This is a genomic window from Candidatus Chloroploca mongolica, assembly GCF_004762035.2.
Taxonomy (GTDB): domain Bacteria; phylum Chloroflexota; class Chloroflexia; order Chloroflexales; family Chloroflexaceae; genus Chloroploca; species Chloroploca mongolica.
In genome coordinates, this window is record NZ_SIJK02000010.1 from 77,896 (window position 1) to 103,303 (window position 25,408).

General features: G+C 59.1%; 16 protein-coding genes and 1 tRNA gene. 11 read left to right on the plus strand and 6 right to left on the minus strand.

Annotated features, from left to right (window positions below; all coding sequences use genetic code 11):
* Positions 1-62: 62 nt before the first annotated feature.
* The 4 genes from priA to panC all read left to right on the plus strand — a co-directional run bounded on the left by priA (position 63) and on the right by panC (position 5,352).
* On the plus strand, positions 63-2,735 hold the full coding sequence (priA, locus tag EYB53_RS07735) for a replication restart helicase PriA (RefSeq protein WP_135477634.1): 2,673 nt from the start codon (positions 63-65) through the stop codon (positions 2,733-2,735).
* A 186-nt stretch (positions 2,736-2,921) separates the two neighbouring features.
* Positions 2,922-3,482 carry a peptide deformylase gene (gene def / locus EYB53_RS07740; RefSeq protein ID WP_135477635.1) on the plus strand — a complete coding sequence of 187 codons (561 nt, stop codon included), beginning with the start codon at positions 2,922-2,924 and terminating at the stop codon, positions 3,480-3,482.
* A 173-nt stretch (positions 3,483-3,655) separates the two neighbouring features.
* The gene (gene panB, locus EYB53_RS07745) at positions 3,656-4,501 is read left to right on the plus strand and encodes a 3-methyl-2-oxobutanoate hydroxymethyltransferase (RefSeq protein ID WP_135477636.1); all 846 of its coding nucleotides are present in this window, start codon (positions 3,656-3,658) and stop codon (positions 4,499-4,501) included.
* Between the two features lie 17 nt (positions 4,502-4,518).
* A complete protein-coding gene (panC, locus tag EYB53_RS07750) occupies positions 4,519-5,352 on the plus strand; it encodes a pantoate--beta-alanine ligase (RefSeq protein WP_135477637.1) in 834 nt (277 codons plus the stop codon).
* A gap of 238 nt (positions 5,353-5,590) precedes the next feature.
* On the opposite strand, the gene lon is transcribed toward panC, so the two are convergent.
* Positions 5,591-8,026, minus strand: coding sequence for an endopeptidase La (gene lon, locus EYB53_RS07755; protein ID WP_371879081.1), 2,436 nt, complete (start codon positions 8,024-8,026; stop codon positions 5,591-5,593).
* Between the two features lie 199 nt (positions 8,027-8,225).
* Between lon and EYB53_RS07760 the strand changes: the two genes are divergently transcribed.
* The 3 genes from EYB53_RS07760 (at position 8,226) to EYB53_RS07770 (ending at position 9,921) form a co-directional block, all read left to right on the plus strand.
* A tRNA-Thr gene (locus EYB53_RS07760) sits at positions 8,226-8,301 on the plus strand.
* Positions 8,302-8,373: 72 nt separating this feature from the next.
* A complete protein-coding gene (locus EYB53_RS07765) occupies positions 8,374-8,850 on the plus strand; it encodes a hypothetical protein (RefSeq protein WP_135477638.1) in 477 nt (158 codons plus the stop codon).
* Between the two features lie 9 nt (positions 8,851-8,859).
* Complete coding sequence (locus EYB53_RS07770) at positions 8,860-9,921, plus strand: L-threonylcarbamoyladenylate synthase (RefSeq protein WP_135477639.1); 1,062 nt, start codon at positions 8,860-8,862, stop codon at positions 9,919-9,921.
* A 73-nt stretch (positions 9,922-9,994) separates the two neighbouring features.
* Here EYB53_RS07770 and EYB53_RS07775 read toward each other — a convergent pair whose 3' ends face one another.
* The 3 genes from EYB53_RS07775 to EYB53_RS07785 are packed head-to-tail and all read right to left on the minus strand — an operon-like array spanning position 9,995 to position 13,767.
* Positions 9,995-10,999, minus strand: a complete 1,005-nt coding sequence (locus EYB53_RS07775) for an aldo/keto reductase (protein ID WP_254150956.1) — start codon at positions 10,997-10,999, stop codon at positions 9,995-9,997.
* 14 nt (positions 11,000-11,013) lie between these two features.
* On the minus strand, positions 11,014-12,561 hold the full coding sequence (locus EYB53_RS07780; RefSeq protein ID WP_135477641.1) for a UDP-N-acetylmuramoyl-L-alanyl-D-glutamate--2,6-diaminopimelate ligase: 1,548 nt from the start codon (positions 12,559-12,561) through the stop codon (positions 11,014-11,016).
* Between the two features lie 27 nt (positions 12,562-12,588).
* Positions 12,589-13,767 carry an adenylate/guanylate cyclase domain-containing protein gene (locus EYB53_RS07785; RefSeq protein ID WP_135477642.1) on the minus strand — a complete coding sequence of 393 codons (1,179 nt, stop codon included), beginning with the start codon at positions 13,765-13,767 and terminating at the stop codon, positions 12,589-12,591.
* 200 nt (positions 13,768-13,967) lie between these two features.
* On the opposite strand from EYB53_RS07785, the gene EYB53_RS07790 reads away from it, so the two are divergent.
* On the plus strand, positions 13,968-16,418 hold the full coding sequence (locus EYB53_RS07790) for a pseudouridine synthase (protein WP_135477643.1): 2,451 nt from the start codon (positions 13,968-13,970) through the stop codon (positions 16,416-16,418).
* An 80-nt stretch (positions 16,419-16,498) separates the two neighbouring features.
* On the plus strand, positions 16,499-16,927 hold the full coding sequence (locus EYB53_RS07795) for a CBS domain-containing protein (protein ID WP_371879082.1): 429 nt from the start codon (positions 16,499-16,501) through the stop codon (positions 16,925-16,927).
* 70 nt (positions 16,928-16,997) lie between these two features.
* On the opposite strand, the gene EYB53_RS07800 is transcribed toward EYB53_RS07795, so the two are convergent.
* Complete coding sequence (locus tag EYB53_RS07800; RefSeq protein WP_371879083.1) at positions 16,998-19,130, minus strand: VanW family protein; 2,133 nt, start codon at positions 19,128-19,130, stop codon at positions 16,998-17,000.
* A 314-nt stretch (positions 19,131-19,444) separates the two neighbouring features.
* On the opposite strand from EYB53_RS07800, the gene EYB53_RS07805 reads away from it, so the two are divergent.
* Together EYB53_RS07805 and EYB53_RS07810 are read left to right on the plus strand one after the other, a co-directional pair.
* Positions 19,445-21,493 (plus strand): serine/threonine-protein kinase, encoded by a 2,049-nt coding sequence (locus tag EYB53_RS07805; protein ID WP_135477644.1) that lies wholly within the window; start codon positions 19,445-19,447, stop codon positions 21,491-21,493.
* Between the two features lie 72 nt (positions 21,494-21,565).
* Positions 21,566-25,081: an AfsR/SARP family transcriptional regulator gene (locus EYB53_RS07810; RefSeq protein ID WP_135477645.1), complete on the plus strand. Its 3,516-nt coding sequence runs from the start codon at positions 21,566-21,568 to the stop codon at positions 25,079-25,081.
* A gap of 30 nt (positions 25,082-25,111) precedes the next feature.
* Here EYB53_RS07810 and EYB53_RS07815 read toward each other — a convergent pair whose 3' ends face one another.
* Positions 25,112-25,339: a hypothetical protein gene (locus EYB53_RS07815; RefSeq protein WP_135477646.1), complete on the minus strand. Its 228-nt coding sequence runs from the start codon at positions 25,337-25,339 to the stop codon at positions 25,112-25,114.
* Positions 25,340-25,408: the final 69 nt, after the last annotated feature.

Sequence of the window (25,408 nt, forward strand, 5' to 3'; positions counted from 1 at the left end):
GCATCAGTTGCCAGGTTGTCTGGTGACTGATGCCACTTCTTCGTGTCTAGGGATACATTCAGATGCCGTCGCTGATTGCCGACGTGGCCCTCAGGGCGCGTCTGGGCCTCGATAAGAGCCCTGTGCTCACCTACCTCGTGCCGCCTGCACTCCAGGCGTTGATTGCGCCCGGACGCCTTGTCTGGGTGCCGTTACGTCGTCGTCGGGTGCAGGGCGTTGTCTTGCGGGTTGCCCCTGCTGGAGGTGAAGCTACCGGGCTGCGCGAACTGGATGCGCTGGGTGATCCTGAAGGCTACCTGACCCCGGTGGGCCTGGAACTGGCCCAATGGGTTGCCACGACCTATCGTGCGCCTCTCTACGACGCCTTGAGTCTCTTGTTACCGCCGGGGGTGAGCCAGGAGGCCGAGTTGACCTGGCGGGCGACGCCAGCCGGCATGCTGGTGGATCTTGGCAGCCTGCCCGAAGGTGAGCGCTCGGTACTCTACTACTTGCGGCTGCATGGCGAGCAGCGTGAACGTGATTTGCGGGCGGCCTTGCGTGGTGCCGACAGCGAACTACGCACCATCTATCGCGCCCTCTATGAACGAGGCCTCGTTGCGTCTGGGACGGCGCAGACACCGCCGGGGGCGCGGCCTCGCACGGTACGTTTTGCTCAACTCGCCATTGCCCCAGCGCAACTCGTCCCCACGCTGGAAACCCTGCGTCGTGCCCCCAGGCAGGCCGCCGTGATCGAGTGGATGGCTGATCAAGCAGGCTTTGCTTTGCCATCCCCTGCTTCACCGGCTGAAGCAACTGGGGAGCACAACCCGCCCGTGTACCCAACGGCGGGCGAGCCGCCCGCATCCATTGCTGATGAGGCTTCGCCCGTCGCTTTGCCGGTCAGCGCGATCTATGCCGCAACCGGCACCAATGCCGCGCTCTTGCGAATGTTAGAGCAACGCGGCCTGATTGCCCTTGAGCAGCGCGAGGTGCGGCGCGATCCGCTGGCCGGTGATTATGTGGTACCTGATCAGCCTCCGGTGTTGAGTCCGGATCAACGTACTGCGTATGAAGCGATTGTCACGGAAATTGAAGATCCCGAGGGTTCAGCGGTCTTTTTGTTGCATGGCATCACTGGGAGTGGGAAGACCGAAATCTACCTGCGCACGATTGCGCGGGCGCTCCGGCTTGGGCATCAGGCTTTGGTGCTGGTACCTGAGATTGCCCTGACGACGCAGCTTGTGCGCCGGTTTGCGGCGCGTTTTCCGGGCCAGATCGCCGTGTTGCACAGCGGTTTGAGCCTCGGTGAACGCTACGACGAGTGGCGTCGCTTGCGGCGCGGCGAGGCTCGCCTTGCCATTGGGTCGCGTTCGGCGGTCTTTGCCCCCCTGCCGGATCTGGGCCTGATTGTGATTGATGAAGAACACGAGCTCACCTATAAACACGATGCGGCCCCGCGTTACCATGCCCGTGATTGTGCGCTGCACCTCGCAACCTTGACCAAAAGTGTCGTCATTCTCGGGAGTGCAACGCCCGCAGTGGAAAGCTATCATCGGGCTACGCAAGGCACGTATCGGCTGCTCGAATTGCGTGAACGGGTCAGTGGCCTTGGCCCCAACGCGCAAGCCCGTTCAGCCCCGTTGCTGTTGCCGCCGGTGCGCCTCATTGACATGCGTCACGAATTGCAACAGGGCAACCGCTCGATCTTTAGCCGGGTCTTGCAACAGAGCCTGATCGCGACGGTTGAGCGGGGCGATCAGAGCATCCTCTTTCTCAATCGGCGTGGAGCGGCCAGTTTTGTGATGTGTCGTGACTGTGGGTATGTGGTCAATTGTGGCGTGTGCAGTGGCCCGATGACGCTGCATTACGAAGATGAACCGCCACTCTCCCCTGTCAATGAACGCCCCTCACACGAGGCTGCGCAAGCGGCGCAACCTGCCTCAATCCTGATCTGCCATTCGTGCGGGAGTCGCGGAGCGGTGCCGCTGGTCTGCCCCCAATGCATGAGCACACGAATTCGCCGCTTTGGCGTTGGCACCCAGCGCGTCGCCGAAGCGGTCGCCGAATTGCTTCCTGCGGCGCGTGTCCTGCGCTGGGATCGCGACACAGCCAGCGGCAAAGGAGCCCATGGGCGCATGCTAGACCTGCTCTTGCGGCGCGAGGTTGATATCCTGGTGGGCACCCAGATGATCGCCAAGGGCCTCGATCTTCCCTTTGTTGCCCTCGTCGGCGTTGTTGCCGCCGACACCGGTCTGCACCTGCCCGATTTTCGCAGTGGCGAGCGGGCGTTTCAACTGCTGACCCAGGTGGCAGGCCGGGCGGGGCGCCGCACGTCTGGGGCGGAAGTGGTCATTCAGACCTACAATCCCGAGCATTACGCCTTGCTCGCCGCCCAGGAGCACGACTATCGGGCCTTTTTTATCCAGGAAATCGCCTATCGGCGTGAAATCGGCTACCCTCCGTTTAGCCGTTTGGTGCGTTTTGTCTATGCCAGTTCTGGTGAACCGGCCGCCAGGCGGGCCGCCGAACAACTTGCCGAACGCCTGCAGAACCTCATCACCAGCCAGCGTCTGGAAAACTGGAGTCTCATCGGCCCAGCACCAGCCTTTATCCAGCAGATCCGTGGGCGTTGGCGCTGGCACCTCATTGTGCGCATTCCGCTCACCGTTGACGCCAGAGCGCTTGCCTGGCTGCTCGACACCCTTGGCCCCACGCAGGGTTGGAGCATTGATGTTGATCCGGTGCATGTGCTGTGACTTTTGGGCCAGCACCAGTGAGCGACTAGCAGGCTGCAGTCCCGTGATTTTGCATGTTATAATGTTATGCAGAAGCCCTTCATCATTTGTGAAGGTGCTGTGTGCTGGCTCGCGGCGTAGTCGCGAGCCAGCACACAACCACTAAACCTGTTAGGGTTGCTATAGCAAGCCAGAAGAAAGAAACCTATGGCACAGCGTCGTATTTTTCGCATTGATCATCCAGAAGACAAAAAAGTTCTGAAGACGAACTGTCGTCCAGTCAAGCTTCCTGATCGGACGCTCAAGCAACTCGTTGGTGATATGTTTGAGACCATGGAGGCTGCCAATGGGGTTGGCCTGGCGGCGCCGCAGGTCGGCCTGCCCATTCAACTCTGCATTATTGAAGTCCCACCTGAATACGAGCAGCAAGAGGATGGCACCGAAGTCGAGGTTGCTCCCGCTCAGCGCTACGTACTCTGCAATCCCAAAATTGTCAAAACGAGTGGTGAAGAGATCATGCGTGATGAAGGTTGTCTGAGTCTGCCTGGTTGGTTTGGTCAGGTACCCCGCCAGACCTGGGTGACGGTCGAGTACCAGGAATTGAGTGGTAAAACGCGCCGTTTGCGCAAGGCTGACGGGTTGCTCGGCTGGGCACTTCAACACGAAATTGACCATCTGCAAGGCATTCTCTTTACCGAGCGCATCCGCGATCTCAACACCTTGCGCGATCTCACGAACGAGCCAGAAGAGATCCCCGCCTCAGCCTAACCACACTCGTGGCAGTGCCAAAGGCCAGTTTTGCTGGCCTTTTGTGCTGCCAGCAGCAGGTCTACATGCGAAACCGTCAAGCCTCTGTCGGAACGCATCTACCCTATGTTACAATAATGAGCCGGGTCTGCGCACACAGGCTGCGCAAGCTCACGCCCCTGGCAGGAGGTTATATGCGAACAAACATCCTTGATATTCAGAAGCTCAAAGACCGGGGTGAACGTATCCCGATGGTGACTGCCTACGATTATACTTCGGCCCAGATGGCCGATCGGGCGGGGATTCCCATGATTCTCGTGGGCGATTCGCTCGGCATGGTGGTGCTCGGCTATGACTCAACGGTGCATGTCACGCTCGATGACATGATCCATCATATCAAAGCTGTTGTACGCGGTAGCCGTCAGGCTCTGGTGATCGGCGATCTGCCGTTTCTGACCTATACAACGGTTGACCAGGCCATTCAGAGCGCCGGCCGCATTATGCAGGAGTGTGGCGCTCACGCGGTCAAACTCGAAGGAGGCGCCGAGGTTGCCCCGATTGTGCGGCGTCTGGTGAACCTGGGCATTCCTGTGATGGGGCATATCGGCTTTACACCGCAGTCGGTGCATCAAATTGGTACCCGTGTTCAGGGCAAAACATCTTCAGGGGCTGCACGCTTGATTGACGATGCTCTCGCCCTTGAAGCGGCAGGTGCGTTTGGGGTTGTGCTTGAATTGGTACCTGCCCCGCTGGCGCGTGAAATCACGACCCACCTGCGCATCCCCACCATTGGCATTGGGGCCGGCGTTCACTGCTCGGGTCAGGTGCAGGTCTGGCACGATATGCTCGGTCTCTACAGTGATTTCAAGCCCCGCCACGCCAAACGCTACGCGAGTCTGGTGGAGACCGTGGAGGCTGCGTTGCAAACGTATGCGACCGAAGTTCGTGAAGGTACCTTCCCCGGGGCCGAGCATAGCGCACGCATGGATGAGGCTGAGCTGCAGGCGGCCCTGAGCCAGAGCACTGCAGGAAAGCCGTAAGGCTAGGATAGCAACGCATGCACGTATTGACAACAATTGACGCCGTACGTACGGCGCGGGCCAAGTTTGACCAGATCGGCCTTGTCCCGACGATGGGCTATCTTCACGAGGGGCACCTTAGTCTTGTTCGCCGTGCGCGTGAAGAATGTGGCGCTGTGGCGGTGAGTATCTTTGTCAACCCGACGCAGTTTAGCCCGCGCGAAGATTTTTCGCGTTACCCGCGGGATCCCGAACGCGATCTGCGCATGCTCGAAGCCGAAGGGGTTGACCTGGTCTTTACGCCTGCCCCAGGCGAGATGTATCCCGAAGGCTTTGGTACCTATGTCGTGTTGCCTGCCGCCGATGAAGTGCTTGAAGGCGCGGCCCGCCCGGCCCATTTTCGCGGGGTGGCAACGGTGGTTTGCAAGCTCCTCAACATTGTGCAACCGACGCAGGCCTATTTTGGGCAGAAAGACGCGCAACAGACGGTTGTGGTACGCCAGATGGTGCGTGACCTGAACATACCCACTACGATTGTCGTCGCGCCTACTGTCCGTGAACCCGACGGGTTAGCGATGAGCAGTCGCAATACCTACCTTACCAGTGAGCAACGAGCGGTTGCGCCCGTGATCTACCGTGCGTTGCGTGCGGCCGCGCAGGCCTATCAGGCGGGTGAACGCGATGCAACGCACTTGCGTCAGCAGATCGCCGCTCTCCTGGCAAGTGAACCACTCGTGAAACCAGAGTATATCAGTCTTGCCGATCCGCTGACCTTGCTCGAACTCGACACGATCGGATCGCGTGGGGCGCTGATTTCACTTGCGGCACGCCTCGGCAGTGTGCGTTTGATTGATAATCTGCTGCTTGATTAGTGGCTTGCCAAGCAGAGCGTGCGGGCCAACTAGGGCGATTGCATCATACGAAACCGGATACAAAAATACGCTCTATCAGGGCACCCGCAAGGGGTGCCCCTACAGGGCCGGATCCGGTGTACGGGCACCCCTTGCGGGTGCCCTTGCGGGGTGCATACACGGAAGATGCAATCGCCCTGGCGTGCCAACCACGTAGCGCAGCTACGTGGTTGGCACGCCCTCTCTTCTTGCTATCGCGTTAGCGGGAACGAGCCAGTACCGAGCGAATGGTTCGTTTTTCGGGTTCAGGTGGGGGCGGGCCAAGGACAAGCTCAAGTACCTGGTCAAGATGGTTGACGAGGTGGATCGTCAGGCGCGAGCGGGTCGTTGCAGGAACTTCGACCAGATCACGGCTATTCTTTTGTGGCAAGATGACCTCGGTAATGCCTGCCCGCAATGCGCCGAGCAGTTTCTCTTTGACGCCGCCGATTGGCAAGACATTGCCCCGCAGCGTGATTTCGCCGGTCATGGCAAGATCATGGCGTACTGTGCGCCCGGTCAGCGCCGAGATCAGCGCGACAGCAATGGTCATCCCTGCTGAAGGCCCCTCTTTCGGGGTGGCCCCTTCAGGGACGTGGATATGAATATCGATCTTCTCGAAGCGCCGTACATCAATGCCCAGTGCTGCCGCATTGGCTCGCGTATACGACAGTGCCGCCTGCGCTGACTCTTGCATCACCTCACCAAGTTGGCCGGTCAGCGTCAGCACCCCTTTACCCTCCATCAACGACACTTCAACCGGCATCGTATCGCCACCAGCACCGGTGTAAACCATGCCTGTCGCCAGCCCGATCTGCGCACTGCTCTCGGCGGTATTCGTCTCATAACGCGGCGGCCCGAGCAACTTCTCGACCAATTTTGGTGTAATCACCCGTGGATACGTCCGGCCTTCCGCAATGCGGCGCGCCGTCTTGCGACAGATCGATCCGATTTCACGCTCGAGGTTACGCACCCCTGCTTCATAGGTGTAGCTACGTATGAGGGTCGTCAGGGTTGGTTGCCCAAAGCGTAGCGGGGTATCAACAAGCCCGCTCGCAACCTGCTGGCGTGGTACGAGAAAACGGCGGGCAATCTGTAATTTCTCGTCTTCGGTATAGCCAGGGAGGGTAATCACTTCCATACGGTCGAGCAACGGCTCGGGGATGTCATCAAGATAGTTGGCTGTTGTGACAAAAAAGACCCGTGAAAGATCGAAGGGTAGATCGAGATAATGATCGGAAAACGATGAATTTTGTTCAGGATCAAGGACTTCCAGCAGAGCATCAGCGGGATCGCCGCGGAAATCGGCCCCGAGTTTATCGACTTCATCGAGCATAAAGACGGGATTCAGCGTTCCGGCTTCTTTCATCCGTTGGAGAATACGTCCGGGCATAGCGCCGATATACGTGCGCCGATGGCCGCGAATTTCGGCCTCATCGCGTACGCCGCCGAGGCTCAAGCGCACAAATGCGCAGCCAATAGCTTCCGCAATGCTGCGCCCGAGGCTAGTCTTCCCGACGCCTGGTGGTCCTACAAGGCAGAGGATGGGGGCGCGCTGATTATGACCGGCCAACTGCCGGACGGCAATAAACTCAAGAATGCGATCCTTCACCTTGGCGAGCCCATGGTGATGTTCATCAAGCACCTTGGCTGCCTTGCGCAGATCAATCGCTTCCTCAGTGGTGATTGACCATGGCAAATTCAGGATCCACTCAACATATGTGCGGATGACCGCATATTCAGGCGTTACCGGCGACATTGCCTCGAGGCGACCAAGCTCCTCTTCGGCCCGTGCGCGGGCCTTGACAGGAAGATGCGTTGCCGCCATGCGTGACCGCAACGAGGCCATTTCACGCTGGGTCGGATCTTCTTGCCCAAGCTCACGCTGGATCACCTTGAGTTGTTCACGCAAGAAGAACTCGCGCTGACTCCGGTCAACTTCTTTTTGTACCTGAGATTGGATCCGGCTCTCCAACTCAAGCAGATCAAGCTCTTGCGTGAGCAGGGTACTGATGCGATGGAGGCGTTCTTCGGGATCAACTGTTTCAAGAATCTGCTGGCGATTAGCGATGCTGATCGGCAGGGTTGACGCAATAAGATCGGCCAGTCCGCCGGGGTCATCGACATTCAAGGCCATCATATAGGCATCATCGGGCAACGTGCGTGACAGACGCACAACCTTCTCGAAGAGCGACCGCACCGCACGCATCATCGCTTCGATGGCGATTGTGTGTTCACCGTGATGTTCAATGGCGACCGCGCGTACGCGCAGCGCCTGGTCGTGATCGAGCGCACTTACAATACGCATGCGCCGTCGACCTTCGAGCACCACACTGGTCGTCCCATCAGGCATTTTGCGCGAACGCTGAATAACGGCCTCTACCCCGATTGTGTAGAGATCATTGAGCCCAGTCGTTCCGAGGGTGAGCTCACGGCGGGCCAGGGCCAGGACGGTACGATCCCCGTCGAGGGCCAGGTCGGTCGCCGCAAGTGCTGCATCGTCCACCAGAAAGATCGGGGCCAGCATGTGTGGAAAGAGCACAGTATCAGAAAGCGGCAACACGATCAGATCGCGCTCTACGGGAGAGGAATCGTACAGCGTGCTATCGGGTTTCGATGAAGGAAAATTGAAGAGAACTGGTGTCTCCTCGTGCACAGACCCTCCCTGACGCCCGATCGTGATCGTTGATCGCGGCGTATAGATAGTATTTTGATTATAGCACACCAGGCCAGGTGAAAATGCCTGGGAAGGTGACGCGAAAGCTGTGCATTCAGTTGCGTTGTTACAGTAGACGGCTTGACAGGCATCGCATTTACCGCTACAATCTTTATGCTTGTGGCCGTGTCATCCGCATGCCAATGTAGCTCAGTTGGTAGAGCAGCTGTTTCGTAAACAGCAGGTCAGGGGTTCGAGCCCCCTCATTGGCTCCACACCCGTAAAACCGTTATGATGGGTTTCCCCATCGTAACGGTTTTTGCTTCACGGATAGCCTGGAGGTGAGTATGACGCGACGCGAGAGTTTCGATGCGGCTGAGTGGGCGTTGCTTGGCGATGCTCCGCTCGCCGCCGGCGCTGCGGTGGCGCTGGCTTCGCCTGGCGGCGGTCGCAGCGAGGCCGCAGCAATGCTGAAGGGGTGGCGTGCTGCTGGTGAGCATTTTGCCCAGATTGAACTTGGCGCTGAGATTGTGGCCTGGCTTGATCCCGAGCGCCGAACCGAGAGTGGTGGTGCACGGTATGCCTATGCCAGCATTGTCGAAGAGGCGGTGTATCTCTGTGATCGCGCCGTTGCGCTGCTGCGCGAGCGTGCGACGCCTGAAGAACTGGACGCCTACCGTGAGTTTGTGATCAACCTTGCTGAACACGTTGCTTGGGCTCACAATGAAGCGGGGCTCTTTGGTGTCGCTGCGCAGTCGATGAGCCTCGATGAACGTGCCATGATGAGTACCATCGCCCGTGCCCTGGGCTATGGACGCCCGTAGTTTTCTGCCATGCGCAATCTGACCCGAATCTTGCCGGTTGATGCCGATGGTCTTGCGACAGCCGCTGCGCTGTTGCGGGCCGGTTGGCTGGTGGCCTTTCCTACCGAGACGGTGTATGGCCTCGGTGGGTCGGCGCTTGATGAGGCGGCTGTGGCCCGTATTTTTGCGGCCAAGGGTCGTCCCGCCGAGGATCCGCTCATTGTGCATCTCGCTGATGTCGCTGAGCTTCCCCGGGTCACAACGGCGCTGCCTGTGTCGGTGACGCTGCTTGCCGAGGCTTTCTGGCCGGGTCCGTTGACGCTGATTGTGCCACGTGGCCCTGATATTCCCCTTTCAGTGACCGCTGGTCGTCCAACAGTGGCGGTGCGCATTCCGGCGCATCCAGTGGCGCGTGCGTTACTGAGGGAGGTTGGCCTGCCGATTGCCGCTCCGAGCGCGAATCGTTTTGGTTATACGAGTCCGACAACGGCGGCGCATGTGCTTGCTGATCTTGATGGGCGCATTGACGCGATCCTTGATGGTGGGCCAACGATGATTGGGGTTGAGTCGACGGTGCTCGATCTGACGACGCCGATCCCGACGCTGCTTCGCCCCGGTGGAATCAGTCTCGAAGCCCTGCGCGATCGACTTGGTTCGGTGCTTGTTGGTCAACGTCAGCCCGCAGGATCAGGCGCCGGCCTTGCCTCGCCTGGCCTCCTCGAACGCCACTACGCCCCGGTGACGCCGCTCTGGTTTGTGCGTGGTTCACCCGAGGCGATGCAGATCTGGTTGCGCGAGCGTGTGTGTGCCGAGCTTGCCCTGGGGCATCGGGTGGGGTTGCTGGTGCCTGATGAAGATGCGGCTGCCCTGGCTGATCTTGAGGTTGATTGTGAACCACTTGGGCCAGCAGGTGATGTTTCCCAGATCGCCCGCCACCTCTATGCGGCGCTCCGTGCCCTTGATCAGCGTCAACCGACCTTGATCCTTGCCCGTGATCTGGGGGCGATTGGGCTTGCCCTGGCGATCCGTGACCGCCTCACCCGTGCCGCCGCCGGGCGAGTGGTAGAGCTAGAGCCAATGCTTGGCACATAAGACTGGTTTTTTGACGCAAAGGCGCAAAGTTTTTAGCGTATGTGAGCGTAACCCTTTGCGCCTTCGCGTGAGCTTAGGTGACACGCATCCGCATCCAGCCACTCGTATTGTGAAAGTTGACGACGGCGGTGCCCGGCGGTACCAGTTCGTCACAGGCGGCGCGGAGCTCGTCGCTGAGTTGCATGGTCGCCACTGGGAGCATCGCTTCGAGTTGCGCCAGGGTGCGCGGGCCGAAGATTGGTGCCGTGATGCCTGGCTGATCTTTGACCCAGAGCAAGGCCAGGTGGGCCGGGGCAATGCTGTGTGCTTCGGCCAGGGCGACAAAACGCTTGCCTATCTCGACGCCAGCAGCCGTCACTCGCTCGGCGTAGATGCCTCCCCGTAAGGCCGCCCGTGAGTCGGTTGGTACGGCTTGGGCATCGTGGTAGCGCCCGGCCAGTACCCCCTGCGCCATTGGTGACCAGGGCATGAGCGCAAGATTGTGCGCCTGGCATAGCGGCACCAATTCATTTTCGATCCGCCGATCAAGCAGGTTGTACGGCGGTTGCTCCGAGACATAACGCGCCAACCCCTTCATCTCGCTGATCATCAGTGCTTCCATCACGCGCCAGGCGGGATGCGTCGAGCAGCCAATGTAGCGTACTTTGCCCTGGCGCACCAGATCGGTCAGGACGCCTAGGGTCTCTTCGACCGGCACGGTGGGATCAGGCCGATGGATCTGATAGAGATCGATATAGTCGGTCTTCAAGCGCCGCAACGAATCCTCGCAGGCTCGTAGCAGGTGCAAGCGGGAATTGCCGCGCTCGTTTGGGCCTGGCCCGGTGGGATAGTGGGCTTTGGTTGCCAGGATAACCTCGTGGCGCCGTCCGCTGGCGGCCAGGGCGCGACCGATAATCGCTTCACTTTCGCCGGCGTTGTAGCTGTTCGCCGTATCAAAGAAATTGAGTCCGGCATCAAACGCCCAATCAAGCATGCGTACTGCTTCATCCTCTGGGGTTGGATTGCCAAAATTCATCGTTCCAATACAGATTGGCGCTACGCGCACCCCGGTGCGGCCCAGCAAACGGTATTCGATCAACGCGTTTCTCCCTCTCATGCTTCAGTAAGTCCATACCCAAGTTCGCGTAGCGCTTGCTGTGCCTCGGCTGCTTCATGCCACGGGATGGCATGATCGGCGTAGATAATGTTACCTTCGTGTCCTTTGCCAAGCAGCAAAACCAGGTCGCCTGGGCATGCTCGGGCCAGCGCGGTACGCAGCGCCTGCGCACGATCGGGGATGCTCAGATACCCTTCATTGGGGCGCAGACCCGCCTGACGGGCCCCTGCGGCAATCTCTTCGATGATTGCTTCGCGGTCTTCGCCACGTGGATCTTCATCGGTGAGGATCAGCAGGTCACAGTAACGCCCGGCAATCGCGCCCTGGAGGCTACGTTTGGCGATATCACGTTCGCCAGCGCTGCCAAAGACCGCAATCATCCGCCCCGTCACGAGGGGGCGGAGCATGCCCATCACCTGCTCGAACGAACCTGGGCTGTGCGCATAATCAACAATGATTTCAAATGGTTGGCCTAATTCAACTGGTTCCATGCGCCCACGCGGGGCATGGGTGGTGCTGAGGGCGGCCAGCGCTTGTTCCAGGGGCACCTCCTGACTGAGCGTGACACTGAGGGCGGCTAGCGCGTTACTGATGTTGAAGGTGCCCGGTAACCGCAAACTCAATTCGCCTTCACCCCACGGGGTACACACGTGTACGAGCGAGCCGGTCGGCCCACTGCGCACAATGGTGCCTTTGACCTCAGCCGGTTTGAGGATGCCGTAGGTGAGTTGGTGTGCCTTCGCCGGAGCCTCCTCAAGGAAAAACTGGTGCTGTGGATCATCAGCATTGACAATGGCCCAGGACAGGCTCGTGGATCGGGTCTCTCCAACCTCTGGTTCATCGAGCATGGCAAAAAGGCGGGCTTTGTCGGCGCGATACTGCTCAAACGTGCCATGATAATCGAGGTGCTCGTGGCTGAGATTAAGAAAGACAGCCACATCAAAATAGCATCCGCTCAGGCGGTTCCAACTGGCTGACAAGGCGTGAGACGTTGCCTCGATGACCGCTGTATCACACCCGTTCGCTACCATCTCGGTCAATAATGCCTGGACATCAGGGGCCTCGGGCGTGCTCTGACGGGTAGTATTTGCCCAGCGGCGGTTCCCTATTTTGAAATCAACCGTACTGATGAGCCCGGTCGTCTTGCCACACGCATCAAGTAGCTGACTTACGAGATCGGTGGTGGTGCTCTTGCCTTTGGTTCCCGTCACTCCGATCGTGCGCAACCGGGTTGCGGGATAGTCGTAAAAAGCCGCTGCCAGGGGTGCCAGGGCCACCCGACTATCAATCACTTTGATCAGAGTGGCACCCTCCAAGGCATGCTCACTCTGATGACGTGCATCAACGACGATAGCCCGCGCCCCACGGGCAAGTGCCTGTAAAATGTAGGCATGCCCATCAACATGGTGGCCTGCGATGGCGACAAAGAGGCCTCCTGGCACCACCTGACGCGAGTCATAGGCCAACCCAGCGATGGGGAGATCCAGTGAGCCAATGATCTGGACGACCGCAACATGGGCGAGTAATTCACGTAATGTTTTCATCTTCTCATCCCAAGAATCTTCTCACTTTTAGGGTAACACATATGCAAGAACGCGATTCACAGGAATGCCTTGACGATGACCTTTTGTCCTGATCATCTCTGGCTCACTGGTCGGATAACAACCCATCATATCGCTACGGACCCGTCCTGAAACGAAAATGTCACCAGAGCGAGCCTGTTGCATCAAATGGGCTGCCAGGTTCATCTCTTCACCCTGCGCCGTATAGACACGCCGCCGTGTATTCCCCACCGCCCCAACAAAGAGTTGCCCAAGCGTGATGCCTGCGCATGTAATCAGACCGCGTTGGCGCAACTCAAGGCAGCATCCTACCGCCTGGCACGATCCTTGCTCGGGGAGACCGTTGCGTCCAAACAGGAGCACAAAAATTGGCCCTTTATCCCCAAGCTCAATTTCGTTGAGTTCCCCACCCCATCGTGCAACGACGACCTGAACGTCGCGCACAACCAGATGGAGGTTGCCGAGCTTTGGGGGAACTTCAAAGGCCGCAAACACCGGAAGGCAACGGCGATAGCCTGCAACGAGTTGATTCCTAGCCAACTGTTGCGCGATTGGCCGTGGCAGAAAGTGGTGCCATGCGATGCTGGGTGTTGTTGACTCGGGCGAAAGCTCGGCTTCACCGGCTTCTTCCGGGGCAAGGGCGTACCGGAGTTGCTTGGGTGGACAGGTCTGCCTGGCTTCAATTGCAGCGCGGAGTCCTGGCCCCGCCAGCAGGAAATGACAGCCATATTCAGGTGTTCCTACCACGAGGCCGTTGATCAAGCCCGTGCTTACGCCGATGCGCAGGTGTAGCTTGATCGAACCATGTGGCGTTATGATCGCGGGAAGCTGCGTGATCGTGTCGAGTAAGGCTTTTCCACAGGTACATCCGAGTTCGCGATCACTTATCTCAGGCCACCAGGCGGTCAGCGCGTCACCTGCAATTGAGGTCACATCCCCACCATAAGCCCCGATGGTGTCAATCAAGGTCGCGTAATACTGGTTCAACGTGTCATGCAGTTGGCTTGCCCCGTCGGGTTGATCGGCAAAGGCACTGGTGAGTTGCGTAAACCCGCTCACATCGGCATAGAGGGTGGTGGCTTGTGTGGAAACGACCATACCTTGCTGAACCCGGCCTCTGGCAAGCTGTTGGGAGAGCCAGGTCGAGAGAAAGGAGTTCAGTGTCAGTGGTATTGCGTCGTTGCTCATACAGGTTGACTTTTCCTCCTCTACCAGAGGATTGGTCGCTTCTTCTGGAACAGGATGAGTATGCTATACTACATTGTACATTGCGAACGAACCAGAAAGAGCAATGTCTCTGTGTGCTCGCCTGAGCGCCCCGGCGTGAGGCCGCGGCGATGGCCAGCACGTTCTTGACGTGACCTGAAAAGGTCGGAAGAAGGTGTGTTTTGGGTGCAGAACGTCTGCAAAAAGTGCTGGCGGGTGCTGGCATTGCTTCGCGTCGCGATAGCGAAGGGTTGATTGCTGCCGGACGGGTGACCGTTAATGGTCGTGTAGTGCAAGAGCCAGGTTTGAGGGTTGATCCAGAACAGGATGTGATTATGCTTGATGGCGAGCCGGTACGGCAGCCCGGTCGTCGTACGTATGTGTTGTTACATAAACCGGTCGGGGTGGTTTCAACCGTGGAAGACCCCCACGGTCGCCCGACGGTAATCGATCTGGTGCAAGTGCCTGCACGGATCTTTCCAGTTGGCCGCCTTGATGTTGATAGTGAGGGGCTGTTATTATTGACTGATGATGGTGAACTAACCCATCATTTGACGCATCCCCGCTTTGAGGTTGAGAAAGAATATCGCGTTCTGCTTGATCGTCCCCTCGAGACCGTTGCCCTCCGCGATTGGCGGAATGGGTTGTTGCTTCAGGGCGAAATGACCGCTCCGGCCAAGGTCGCTCTCGCCGAAACAACCGAGGAAGGTGTCTGGTATTCTGTAGTGCTTCGTGAAGGCCGTAAACGTCAGATCCGTGAAACAGCAAAAACGCTGGGCTACGAGGTGCGACGCCTGATCCGTGTGCGCGAAGGTAAACTCACTCTTGGTACTTTGCCCATCCGTGAGTATCGTACCCTTACCGATGAAGAAATTGCCGAGTTGCGCACCCATGTGCCGCCGACATCATTTGCTGATGAGGCGCGTGCGGAAGATCGTTCGATGCACCGTGAGGCCGAGCATTCTGATGAGACCGGTTCATCGCGTCGTGCGGCTGCGGGGGTTGCGGCGGGTGCGGCGGGTGTGGTTGGCGTGAAGAAAGTTTCTGGCGATCGTGAAGATCGTGCCGCCAAACGGCATGACGATGATCGGACTTCGCCTCATGCTCGTCGCGATCAGCGCGATGCCCGCAGCTATGGTGGCCCCGGACGTGACGATGAGCGCGGCGGCCGTGGGTACGAGCGGAGCGAGCGGAGCTACGGTGGCCCTGGGCGTGATGAGCGCGGCGGCCGTGGCGATGAGCGTGGCTATGGTGCCGGGCGTGATGAGCGTGGTGGCCGTGGGTACGAGCGCAGTGAGCGGAGCTACGGTGGCCCTGGACGCGGCGATGAGCGCGGCGGACGCGGCGATGAGCGTGGCTATGGTGCCGGGCGTGACGAGCGTGGCGGTCGTGGGTACGAGCGGAGTGAGCGCAGCTACGGTGGCCCCGGACGCGGCGATGAGCGGAGCAACGCCCCCGGGCGTGACGAGCGTGGCGGTCGTGGGTACGAGCGGAGTGAGCGCAGCTACGGTGGCCCCGGACGCGGCGATGAGCGGAGCAACGCCCCCGGGCGTGACGAGCGCGGCGGTCGTGGGTACGAGCGGAGTGAGCGGAGCTATGGTGGCCCCGGACGCGGCGATGAGCGGAGCAACGCCCCCGGGCGTGACGAGCGCGGCGGTCGTGGGTACGAGCGCAGCGAGCGGAGCTACGGTGGCCCCGGACGTGACGAGCGTGGCGGACGCGGCGAGGAGCGTGGCGGACGCGGCGAGGAGCGTGGCGGACGGAGTTACGGTGGCCCGGGACGTGACGAACCCGGCGGACGCAGTTATGGTGCTGGCCCGGGGCGTGATGAGCGCGGCGGACGCGGCGAGGAGCGTGGCGGACGGAGTTACGGTGGCCCGGGACGTGACGAACCCGGCGGACGCAGTTATGGTGCTGGCCCGGGGCGTGATGAGCGCGGCGGACGCGGCGAGGAGCGCGGCGGACGCAGTTACGGTGGCCCGGGGCGTGATGAGCGTGGCGGACGCAGTTATGGTGCTGGCCCGGGGCGTGACGAGCGCGGCGGACGCGGTGACGAGCGCGGCGGACGCAGTTACGGTGGCCCGGGACGTGACGAGCGCGGCGGACGCGGTGACGAGCGCGGCTACGGTGCCGGGCGTGATGAGCGTGGTGGCCGTGGGTACGAGCGGAGCGAGCGCAGTTATGGTGGCCCGGGACGTGACGAGCGCGGCGGACGCGGCGAGGAGCGCGGCGGACGCAGTTACGGTGCCGGGCGTGATGAGCGTGGTGGCCGTGGATACGAGCGGAGTGAGCGGAGCTACGGTGGCCCGGGACGGAACGAGCGCGGTGCCTCCGCGCCAAACGAGCCTCGTCCCGAGTTGCGTGGTAACGAGCGGAAGCAGGCATATAGTGAGCGTACGGAGAACCTTGAACGAGCAACCGTCTCGTCAGGTGAACAACACGCGCCTCAACAATCCCGGCAAGATACACCCGAGGTTCCAGCACAGCAGCAGGATCGATCGTTGCAACAGGATAATCAGCGTGAGAGCCGGAAACCTGTACGTAGCGCCCGACCTGTTACCAGGCGAGGCCGGGGCAGCTTCCAGATGCGACCCGGTGGACGTCCCAACTTCGACCTTCACCCGAAAAAATAAGTTTACGACGGTGTAAGCCTGAAGCTAGCGCACCTTGTGCTACACTTATGATGGTGTCAACAGACTGAAAGGAGTGGTCAGTGGAAGCCCACAAGTCATATGTGCGCGATTGGATGACAAAGCAACCGATCGTTGTTGCGCCAGATACCTCAGCTGTCGAGGCGTACGAACGCATGCGCGATCATAACGTTCACCGCTTGCCGGTGGTTGAGTCCGATGGTCGTCTTGTTGGCATGATCACGCGGAGCGATATCGAAGGTGCTGTCTCATTTCAACGCAGCGAGAAAGGTTGGCACGAGGCACGCTTTGCTCTGGCCGGCACAGTGGTGGAGGAAGTGATGACAAAGCAACCAGTCAGTGTTCTTGCTGATGCCTCGATGAAAGAAGCGGTGTCAATCCTGCTTCAGCGACACCTGAGTGGTTTACCAGTGGTTGAGGGCGATGTGCTTGTTGGCATTATCAGCGAAACCGATGTCTATCGTCTGGTGTTGAAGTTGTGTGAAGAGTAAGACAGCAAGCCGAAGGACAAAAAGAAAGGCTGCCGAGACGATCATCTCGGCAGCCTTTCTTTTTGTCCTTCTATCCTTCGGGCAGGGGAGTTGGTTCTGGTGCTGGCGGAGGTTCTGGCGCTGGCGGAGGTTCTGGTGCCGGTTCCGGTGCCGGTTCTAGTGGTGGGGGAACCTCTTCGCCCGGCGGCGGTGGGGGAACCTCCTCGGGCTCAGGCGTTGGCGTCTCGCGTGGGAGCGGACGACCATCCGGGCCAAGATCGGCAGGATTGGCTTCAAAAATATTAGGCCAGGGCCGGAACTTCGTTTCAAACGTACGGCGCTCAAGGGTCTCGCCATCGCGCTCGATAATGCGGGTAAAGTTAATCGTCATGCCACCGCGTGCGGTATCGCTCTGGCGCATGCGGCCCCGTGGTTGTTCAGGTACCGCAACATAGACAGGCTCGGTTGGGGCTGGCAGGCGATCCGTAATTTCGGGGCCAGCCATACGCACCGTGCGACCGTCATCGGTGCCGTAAATACGCACCTCGGCCAGCGAGCGGCTCGTATCAACATTGGTCTGGATCAAGATCCAGTTCCCTGTATCGTTAATGAACTTGAAATCGAGGGCACCGGTGAAGATCGCGGCATCCATCCCTGGTCCATTGCCATACTCACCGAAGCCGTATTTGTCATACCAGCTAATATAGAACGAATGGCCCCAGCGCTCGGTAATGGGCAAGCCGGCCCAGAAGGCGGCCCGGAACATCGTGGTCGAGTCCTGGCAGATACCGCCGCCCCATTCAAGTTGCGTACGATTGCGGACAATCGCATAGCCTTCAACAAAACCATTCGAGGCATCAATACGCCCGATCGTCTTATTGAACGAGAACTCTTCATCAGGGGCGACCAGAACCCCATCGAGCAGACGCATCCCGGCCTGGATATTGGTAATGCGGTAGGCCGCCGAGCCACTGAAATCACTGCGTCCAACTGACAGCAACTCACGAATGCCCAGTTGTCCAAGATTAGCACCGGTCACTGGCGCGGCTGTTTCGCGCATCGGCAGGTTCAGATTGCGCTGCTCATCGGCCTTGAACAAGGCACTCGTGACCATTTCTTGCGCTACCACCGTATCAAGGCGCTGTCCACTCGTCCCTTCGCGGGTAATGCGCAGAGCGCCACCATTCCAGGCTACCCGCGGATAGCGGCCAAGCTTTTCGGTCGTCGCGCCAATCTGCTCGAGTGACGCCTTGATGAGATCCTGATCGAGGGAAACGACGAGCGTGTCACCTTCAGCCCCATTCACCCGTTCAATGCGAATCAGGCGCGCAATATCTTCGCGTGACCAGACAAATGGTGTTGACCATCCTTCAACCGTCAAGGTCAAAGGTGCAGCGAGCAATGCATCAATAGTTGCCTGAGCCTCTTGCACCGCTACGTCACTCAAACTTGGCTGGAGCGTGCGTGTACGCAGGGCGATCATCTGGGGATCAAGGGCCTGGATTGCTGCGGTAATCTCTTGCAGCGTATCTCCTACCAGTACCTGTTGACCGGTCGCTGAAGGTTCGGTCGCGAGGGTCGTTCCATTAAGGGTCAGGGTTGCATCAATGGCAGGTTGCTCAACCTCGGCGACGCGAGCAAGCAGGTATTCCTGCATCCTGGACTGATTCACCGTCACGTGGAGCGGCAGTTCCATACCTTGATCATAGATCGCCAGGATAGAGCGTACGTTGGTAAAAAGCCCTTGATCGCGGCCAAGTGCCATCGCCTCAGTAACGGCTCGTTCTGTCTCGAGGCGAACACCTAGTTCGGCCATCGTAGGCATCCACGCCTGATCGCCATAGGTAAGCACCACAGGCTGGGCCAGGAACGAGGCAAACCGTGCTTGGATCACCTCTTCAGCCTCTGCGACAGTCAATTCACCGACCTGCACCCCACGAATGCTGACATTCGGATAGATGCGCCCGTCGTAGCTCTGATTCAAGAAATAAAGCCCGGTGCTCGTCCCAATAATGGTAAGCAACAAGACGCCTACCAGGGCTACGATGAGCATTCGGCCACGGCGACGGGGTGGTCGGGCTTTTGGCCGGGTTCTGGTTTCCGGCGCTGTCACCTGAGGGTCAGCCGACCAGTCGGCCCCCTCAGGAATGGCGGTCATACGATACAACTGATCCTGGCCATCACCAGTTGTTGAACGCGAGGATGAAGGAAAATCAACCGACACCAAAACCTCCTGAGCCATAGTCAGGGCACATATAGCCCCTCTTACGCACTATACGTGGATAGAGGGAACCTTGTCAATGAGGATTGTCTGATGAAAAGGTCTGTCGAATCTTTATGTATCAGACCGTTCATTATAGGATAGAAAGCTCTATGTTACAATTCTCATTGTAACATAGAGTACGCCTCTATCCCCACGTATGTGGGGATGGGTTTGGGGGCCGCAGGCCCCAAAAATCTTCACTCGTATGAGGCCGCAGGCCCTCAACACAAACACAGAGTTGCAGGGCGATAGCCCGGCAAGTGGTAGGTACAGTGATGGTAGGATCACTGCTTTATCAGCGCATTGGGCGCTATGAGACAAAAGCGTTGCTTGGCCGCGGGGGTATGGCGGCGGTCTATCGTGCAACCGATACTCTGTTGCAGCGTGATGTTGCGCTGAAGCTACTCTATCCACAGTATGGCGACGATCAGGCTCTGGTGGCCCGTTTTACGCGTGAGGCGGTTACCGCCGCGAGCCTGGAACATCCTGGCATTGTGGCGGTGTACGATGTCGGTGAGCATAATGGGCTGACCTATATTGCGATGCAGTTGTTGACCGGGCGTACGCTGCAAGAGTATCTGCAAGAAGTTGGTACGGTCGATCTGCCTACGCTGGTTCAACTGCTGGAACCGCTTGTTGATGCCCTCGACTATGCCCATCGGCGTGGTGTGATCCATCGGGATATCAAACCAGGCAATATTTTTCTTAGTACGACACCCGAAGGCCAGCGAGCGGTCTTGACTGACTTTGGCATTGCACGACAACTTGACTCCCCTGGTCTGACAACCACCGGGACGTTGCTTGGTACGCCCGATTATATGGCCCCCGAGCAGATCGCTGGGCGTGCTGTTGACGTGCGGGTTGATGTCTATGCCCTTGGGATCGTGATCTTTCGGGCCTTGACGGGACGTCGGGCTTTTGAAGGGACGACTCAGGATGTGTTGATGGGCCATCTCTATGGTCAGGTGCCTGCCCCTTCGCGCTTGAATCCTGCGTTGTCGCCTGCGGTTGATGCTGTGGTTGCCCAGGCAACCGCAACTGACCCGGCGCAACGCTTTGCTTCGGTTAAATTGCTCTTTGCCGCCCTGAAACAAGCTCTGGCTGTGCCTTTGCTGGCGTCTGACCAACCGACGTTCGGTGGCGCTTCACCACGAGACGGAGTAGGCTCGCCAGTTGGATGGCTGCCCCCGCTGGCCTCGTCTGACCGTGAAGCGGCTACGCTCGTTGCCCCAGGCGTACAGCGGGCACCGAACCAGGATGCGCGGCCTGGATCGGGGACAGGCGACGATGCTCAGGGCATTGCCTTGACGCGGCCCTCGGCGCAGCGGCGGGTTGCGCGCCCGCCAGGGGCACCGGCGCGTGGTTCGTTGGCTGCGATGCTGCTGGTATTCCTGGTCGTGATGCTGACCTTGCTCGCCGGAGGGGGGCTCTTTGCCTTCTGGGCGGTCTTTGCCCAGACCGATCAGGGAACTCCTCCCCCGCTGCCACCAGTTGTTGGTGAAGCAACGTCCCTTCCTGCGGCGACAGCAGAAGTCTTCGCAACGGTGACGGAACCTGCCTCAACCGCCGAACCATCGCCCGAGGCCCCTGAGCCAACAGGCGTGCCTGCGCCCACGGGTATGCCTGAGCCAACAGGCGTGCCTGTGGCTACCGGTGCGCCCGAGCCAACGCCTGCCCCGGCACCGACTGAGGTGCCACTCCCAACGCCGCTGCCGACGATCACGCCGGTTCCAACTGAGGTGCCAGCAACACCAACCGACGTTCCCGCAACGCCGACTGAGGTTGAGCCAACACCGCTGGCGGATTGCCCGAATGGTTTGCCAGTGAGGGGTTTTGGTAAACTGTATGCCGAGAATGTAGGGGTGCGCACCGGGCTTGGTTGTCCAGTTGCCCCTGAAAGTGCCGGGATTGCTGCCCAACAATTCTTTGAGTCTGGTACCATGTATTACTGGGATCTCACGAATCGTGATATAAAGCGGGACCATATTTTTGTCTTTTATGGTAGCAATGGGGGCAACTATACCCAGTTGTCGGCACAGGAAGTTGCTGATCTTGGGCCAGAACCAACCCCTGGGACTGACCCGAATCAGCCGGTGCGCGGCTTTGGGCGGGTCTATTTCCATAAGAGCGGTGTGCGCGAGCAACTTGGTATACCAACGACCCCTGAGTTGGAGTTAAAAGGTAGTCAGTTGGGGGTGATCCAATTCTTTGACCGTGGCTTGATGATCTGGACCCCTGATTACCGGCCAACCGGGGGGAGTAGTATTTTTGTGCTCTATGATACCGGACGGTTTGAGCGTTTCCGTGATGCATTTGTGGGTTAGGGTGCTGGTGGGATAAACTGCTCGGGCTTTGGATAGTGGTGGTGTTGTGCTGATGCGTGGGGTGACACAGATATGATCCAGGTAGCCTATATTCAACAAGCTGCTGCAGCTGGAATGGCTTTGCTCCCGCTGAAATTGACCGCCCCTACCCCACGGAGTCACGCGTTGTTACGGCCTGATCTTCAGGCGCTGCTTGCCGAGGTGCGCTTGCGCCCGGTGACGCTGGTGGTGGCCCCGGCGGGCTATGGCAAAACGACGCTCCTGGCCCAGTGGATTGCTGATCTCAGGCGAACCGGGGCTGCGGTAGCATGGCTGGGGCTTGAGACCGATGATCAGGCCCCTGCGATGTTGCTGGCCTATCTTGTGCGGGCGTTTCAACGACTCTTGCCCAATGTTGGTGAAGAGTCGTGGCGTATTCTGCACTCGGCGGCTGATCTGGAACGCGACTGGCCGTTGGTGGCCGGGGCGTTGTTGAGTGATCTCCAGAATCACCTGACGATGCCGAGCTTTCTGGTGATCGATGATTATCATCAGATTGCGTCTGGCCCGATTACGAATGCCCTGCTTGCCTATCTGCTTCGAGCGGCTCCTCCGTCACTGCATGTGGTGATTGCCTCGCGCCGTCGGATTGAAATTCCCCCGTTGTTACGGATGCGTGCCGAAGGGGCGCTGGTTGAGGTTGAACAGAGTGATCTGTTGTTGACCAGGGACGAGACGGCGGAACTGGCGGTGCGGGTCGGGGTGACGTTGAGCGATGAAGAACTTGATCTCTTGCTTGAACGGACTGCAGGCTGGGTGTTGAGTGTCCAGATGGCTGTGCGTACCCTGGTACGCCAGGCTCCAGCCCAACGCCTGATCTATCTCACCAACCTTGACAGCAATCAGCGCAGCCTCTTTGATTACCTGGCGTCTGAGGTGCTTGGGAGTCTGTCGGCGGAGGTGATCGATTTTCTTGCGCGCGCCGCGTTGACAGAACAGTTTGATGTGCATCTGCTGGATGACGTATTAGAGCGTACTGATGCTCAGGATCTGCTTGAGCGAAGTGTGCAGATGGGCTTGCCGCTGGCTGAGGTAGAGCCACATGCGATGCCGACGCATACCTATCGGTTCCATCCCTTGTGGCGCATGCTGCTGCGCGAGCGTGCCGAGCAACTTTTTGCTCCCGAGACTCTTGCGGCACTGCATCAACGGTATGGAGAAGCCTTTGAGCGCCTGGGCATGCTTGAAGCCGCGATGAGCCATTATGCGGTGGCTGGCAATGATGAGGCGCTGGTGGGTGCCTTGCGTCGGCGGGCGTGGCCGCTAATTGATACGCCGCGCCGTGATAGTATTCGCGCCTGGCTTGAGCGTTTACCTGCTGCGCAACGTGAAAGCGATCCAGAATTGTTGCACATGTGGGGCTGGAGTATGGCGTCGAGTGCGCGTGACCAGGCCCTGCAGGCGATCAGCCAGGCTGCTGAACTCTATCGGCAAGAGGGCAATTATCAGCGTGAGTTGCGGGCTCTGAGTGACATGGCTTCGCTGATCTTCTGGGAAGATCGCCCCGGTGACTTTGCCGGGGTCTGCATTCGTGCGGTACACGCAGCGAATCATGTGCGTGATGCCTGGGCACGAGGGGCGGCGCTGGCTTCGACGGCAGCATTGCTCTATAGTCGGGGGCGCTATGCGGCGGCGTTGCGGGTGGCTGAACATGCGTCGCATCATCCGCGGAGTGTCTTCTGGCAGTGGCTGCTGGCGATGATTGTCGCCTCGATCCATACGCAGCAGGGCTATCCTCATGCGGCGATTGTGGCGATTACGCAGGCGCTTGAAATGCCTCAGTTTGATCGTGACGATCGCCTCCACCAGAGTCTGCTCTTGCTGAAAGCGCTGGCGCTCTATCAGCAGGGCCGCATCAGCGAGGCCGTTAATATGGCCCTTGATGCCCATCGTCGCCTCAGTGCCTATGCCCAAGAGAGTGTGATCGGGGTGAGTGGGGCGTATCTGGCGTTGTTGCTGGTTGAGCAGGGGCGTCTCGATGAAGCGGCAACGTACACGGCGCGTGCCCGGAGTGCTGCGCATACGAGCGGCACGGCGTCGTTGCTTGCGCGTACGCAGGTGATTGACACCTATACCTGTTTGCAGACTGGTCAGGAGAGTAGCGCCGCCGCCGCAGCGCTGGATCTGGTGCGCCTTGCTCGGGTTGTTGGCGAGCATCAGGTTGAGAGTGTCGCTGCCATGCGTACCGGCAATTTGCCGAATGCAGGCCCACTCGCTCTCTCGTCCTTTGGTACCCACGATCTCTGGTTGCAACTCTACCTGTTGGTGACGCTTGGCGAAGGTGGCGAACTGGAACGTGCGGCTTTGCTTGCCAATGACCTGACTTCCGAGATGATCCGGCGTGGGGACGGGCTCTTTCTGGCGGCAGCCCAGATCTATCGCTCGTCGCTTGCCGCCCGTCGTGGGGTGGAGGCTGTACGCCTGAATGCGCTCCAGAGTGGGTGGGAGTTGTGTGAGTTGCACGACTTCCGCTTTTTGCCGGCGTTGCCCAACCATGTTGTGGTTGAAGCCGTCATTGGCGCGATTCGCCTTGATCTTGCCCCCAATGCGGTGCGTGCGGTGCTTGCGAACCAGTTGCACGACGAAGCTCCGGCGTTGCTGCTGAGTATCCTGGATCGGCAGCAGCCACCGGCGATGCGTGCCCGGATTGCCGGGTTGCTCGGCGATCTTGGTGCCGCTACGGCTTATGCCGCGTTGCGTTCGATGGCCCGCGACCGTCAACCCCTCGTGCGCCGTGCAGCCGAACTCGCCCTCGAACGCCTTGTCTATCGTCCCGCGTATCGCTTGCATATTCGGACGATGGGGGCGTTTGGCGTCTGGCGGGGTGAGGTAGAGATCCGTGATCGTGATTGGCGAAGCATCAAGGCCCGCCAGTTGCTCCAGCTTTTGCTGGTGGAGCGTGGGCGGATGTTGCCCCGCGAACGCATTATGGATATGCTCTGGCCCGGGTTGGAAGTAGAGTCGGCGGCGAATAATCTGCGGGTCACTTTTAGTCGCTTGATCAAAGCAATTGAACCACAACGACCGGATGGGGCGCCCACCTACTATATCCTGCAACAGGGCGACACCTATGGCTTCAATAGTGACAGTGACCACACCTACGATGCAGCTGAATTTACGGCAGCAGTCGAAGAAGGCCGGCGTGCCCTCTATCGTCAGCAACCCGAAGAGGCTATGCATGCCTTCCGGACAGCTCTTTCGCTCTATGGGGGCACCTTCTTGCCTGATTGTCTCTACGAGGACTGGTCTGTTGTCGAGCGCGAGCGCTTGGGTTTACTCTTTACCGAAGCTTCGCTTCACCTCGGCAAACTATTGATTGCCGATGGGCTGGCGCATGAGGCCATCGGTCTGGCGTGGCGGGTGCTTGAGTATGATAAAGCCCAGGAAGAAGCGTATCAGTTACTGATGCGTGCCTACAGTGGTCTCGGTGAACGGACAACGGCGTTGCGCCTCTATGCACGCTGTGTAGCTGTTCTGGCTGATGAACTCGGGGTTGAACCACTTCCTGAAACGGTTGAGTTCTATGAAATGATCCGCAGTGGCGCATAATGGTGGCCTGGTGTTACATTGACATAACTATTATGGTGTATGATGGTTCTGCGGTGGATGCTCGATCTCCAGCAGAAATTCGCGCATGGGGCAGAGGTGTTCACTCATAAAGGTAATCGCCTGGGCTATTTCGTTGATCTGCTGTTCTTCGCCACTGGCAACGTGCTGAATGCGCCCACGCCATCGTTCGGGTAACTGGGCTTCGTCAGATGGGACGACGATGCGTAGCAGAAATGACTCGACCCTACGTGTACTCATAGAACTTCCCCTGTGGTGACGGCCTCTCGTACCTAATCATATATCGTGCTAGCGTTGTATCCTGTTGCT

Excerpts from the sequence above, each read along its gene's own strand:
- priA (WP_135477634.1), top strand. The coding sequence starts at position 63 with ATGCCGTCGCTGATTGCCGACGTGGCCCTCAGGGCGCGTCTGGGCCTC.
- def (WP_135477635.1), top strand. The coding sequence starts at position 2,922 with ATGGCACAGCGTCGTATTTTTCGCATTGATCATCCAGAAGACAAAAAA.
- panB (WP_135477636.1), top strand. The coding sequence starts at position 3,656 with ATGCGAACAAACATCCTTGATATTCAGAAGCTCAAAGACCGGGGTGAA.
- panC (WP_135477637.1), top strand. The coding sequence starts at position 4,519 with ATGCACGTATTGACAACAATTGACGCCGTACGTACGGCGCGGGCCAAG.
- EYB53_RS07765 (WP_135477638.1), top strand. The coding sequence starts at position 8,374 with ATGACGCGACGCGAGAGTTTCGATGCGGCTGAGTGGGCGTTGCTTGGC.
- EYB53_RS07770 (WP_135477639.1), top strand. The coding sequence starts at position 8,860 with ATGCGCAATCTGACCCGAATCTTGCCGGTTGATGCCGATGGTCTTGCG.
- EYB53_RS07780 (WP_135477641.1), bottom strand. The coding sequence starts at position 12,561 with ATGAAAACATTACGTGAATTACTCGCCCATGTTGCGGTCGTCCAGATC.
- EYB53_RS07785 (WP_135477642.1), bottom strand. The coding sequence starts at position 13,767 with ATGAGCAACGACGCAATACCACTGACACTGAACTCCTTTCTCTCGACC.
- EYB53_RS07805 (WP_135477644.1), top strand. The coding sequence starts at position 19,445 with ATGGTAGGATCACTGCTTTATCAGCGCATTGGGCGCTATGAGACAAAA.
- EYB53_RS07810 (WP_135477645.1), top strand. The coding sequence starts at position 21,566 with ATGATCCAGGTAGCCTATATTCAACAAGCTGCTGCAGCTGGAATGGCT.
- EYB53_RS07815 (WP_135477646.1), bottom strand. The coding sequence starts at position 25,339 with ATGAGTACACGTAGGGTCGAGTCATTTCTGCTACGCATCGTCGTCCCA.